The organism is Campylobacter concisus (assembly GCF_902460625.1).
Lineage (GTDB): Bacteria > Campylobacterota > Campylobacteria > Campylobacterales > Campylobacteraceae > Campylobacter_A > Campylobacter_A concisus_AD.
Window position 1 is genome coordinate 160,075 of record NZ_CABPUT010000003.1, and the last position, 1,658, is coordinate 161,732.

The following is a 1,658-nucleotide window of genomic DNA, read 5'->3' on the forward strand; positions in this document are numbered from 1 at the left end:
ATGAAGAAGCTATTGATTTTTTCCCAAAAAGAAGAAAGTTTAAAGAGCTTCAAGATACTCTTATTTTTTTTACAAACAATGAATTTGTTGCTGATTTATACATAAAAATAAACTATTCTCCAAAGATGCAATTAAAGCTTGGAATGGATGAAAGTTATAGTAAAATAGGCCTTGGTGCAAGGCTTAAAAGTAATAAAAATATGTCAAATTTTATAAAATTTAGGCTTTGCTCTTAAATTTTTAGATATAAAATCTAAAATATTTGTTATTATTACATTAAAGAAATATATTTATTTGTAAAAGGATGTGCATCAATGGCATTTATCGATTACCTAAGAAGATTTTTTGTCTTTTTTAGATTTAAACACAGCACCATTTTGGTAGCTTCTATTGCATTAAGCATCTTATTTTGGCTTTACGCTCCACTTATAGCTTTTAACGATGTATATAGCTTTGCTAGTATAAGTTCAAGAGTCACTATATTAATTGCATTTTGGGCAGTTATTTTGTTTTTTGTTTTAATTAAGCCACTAATGCACTATTTAGCATCTCAAAAAGATGAAAAAAACAATAAGCTAAAAGAGATAAAAAAAGAGTCTATGGATAGTTTTGGTAAGGCAAAAAGAAATTTTATGCTTTCTTTGAAAGATGCCAAAACAACATGGAAAAAAGATATAAATTTTAAAAAATTACCTTTAATAATGATAATGGGTAATGAAGGTGCTGGAAAGAGCGCATTTATAAACTATTCAAATATCGAATTTCCACTATCCGATAGTTTGGATACTTATAAAAAAATACATAAAAGTACGACAAACTTTAATCTTTATATTTCAAAATTTGGTGCACTGTTGGATACTGAGGGTATACATTTTGCACAAGAGAGCTTATATCAGCCAACAGCTACTGAAGAGCTTCCTGAAGATGATGTGGATAAAAATAGGGATTACTTGCTTAAAAAAAGTATCTGGAGTGAATTTTTACACTTTTTAAAACGTAATGATTTTAACGCTAGATTAAGCGGTGCGGTTTTAATCATAGATACTAAAAAATTCCTTGAAGGCACGCAAGAATATTTTGATGAATTAATTAGATATATGATAAAAAGGGTTAATGACTGCGAGAAACATCTAAATATTAAATTCCCTATTTATATTGTTTTTAGCAAACTTGACTTAATAGATGGTATGGGAGATTATTTCAGGCTTTTCAATGAAGATGTGGCAAATAAAGCTCTAGGAATAAATTTAGATCCAAATTTCTCAAAACAATCACTAGAAACTGAACTAAAAAACCTAAGCGAGTCATTATTTAAACATCTCATGAGTAAGAACTCGATTTCACACCTCTTGGAAGATAAAAAAACGCTCATATCTCTTTTTAAAACAACTTGATAATTTTTTTGCTTTAGTGAAAGATTTTGTAACAAAGCTAAGCTCTCAAAATGCACTTAAAAATAGCTCAACCATAAATGGAATTTATTTCGTCAGTGCTTATCAAGAAAATATACCTATAAACTACCTTACAAACACTATTTGCGATAGATATAACATCAAAAAACCACTTTTAAGAGCAGTAAATAACTATAGCAAACAAAGCTATTTTGTAAAATCATTTTTAAAAGAGATAGCTTTTAAAGCCAACTTAAATAAATTTGG

General features: G+C 28.0%; 2 protein-coding genes and 1 pseudogene. All 3 read left to right on the plus strand.

The window, feature by feature from the left end; genetic code table 11:
• Positions 1 to 236, plus strand: a pseudogene (locus tag F3G69_RS09265) (type VI secretion system baseplate subunit TssG); the annotation flags it as partial.
• Between the two features lie 78 nt (positions 237 to 314).
• A complete protein-coding gene (locus F3G69_RS09535; RefSeq protein WP_149714358.1) occupies positions 315 to 1,394 on the plus strand; it encodes a type VI secretion protein IcmF/TssM N-terminal domain-containing protein in 1,080 nt (359 codons plus the stop codon).
• A gap of 16 nt (positions 1,395 to 1,410) precedes the next feature.
• Positions 1,411 to 1,658, plus strand: a 248-nt coding sequence (locus F3G69_RS09540) for a type VI secretion protein IcmF/TssM N-terminal domain-containing protein (RefSeq protein WP_262483413.1), incomplete at its 3' end; no start/stop codon positions are given.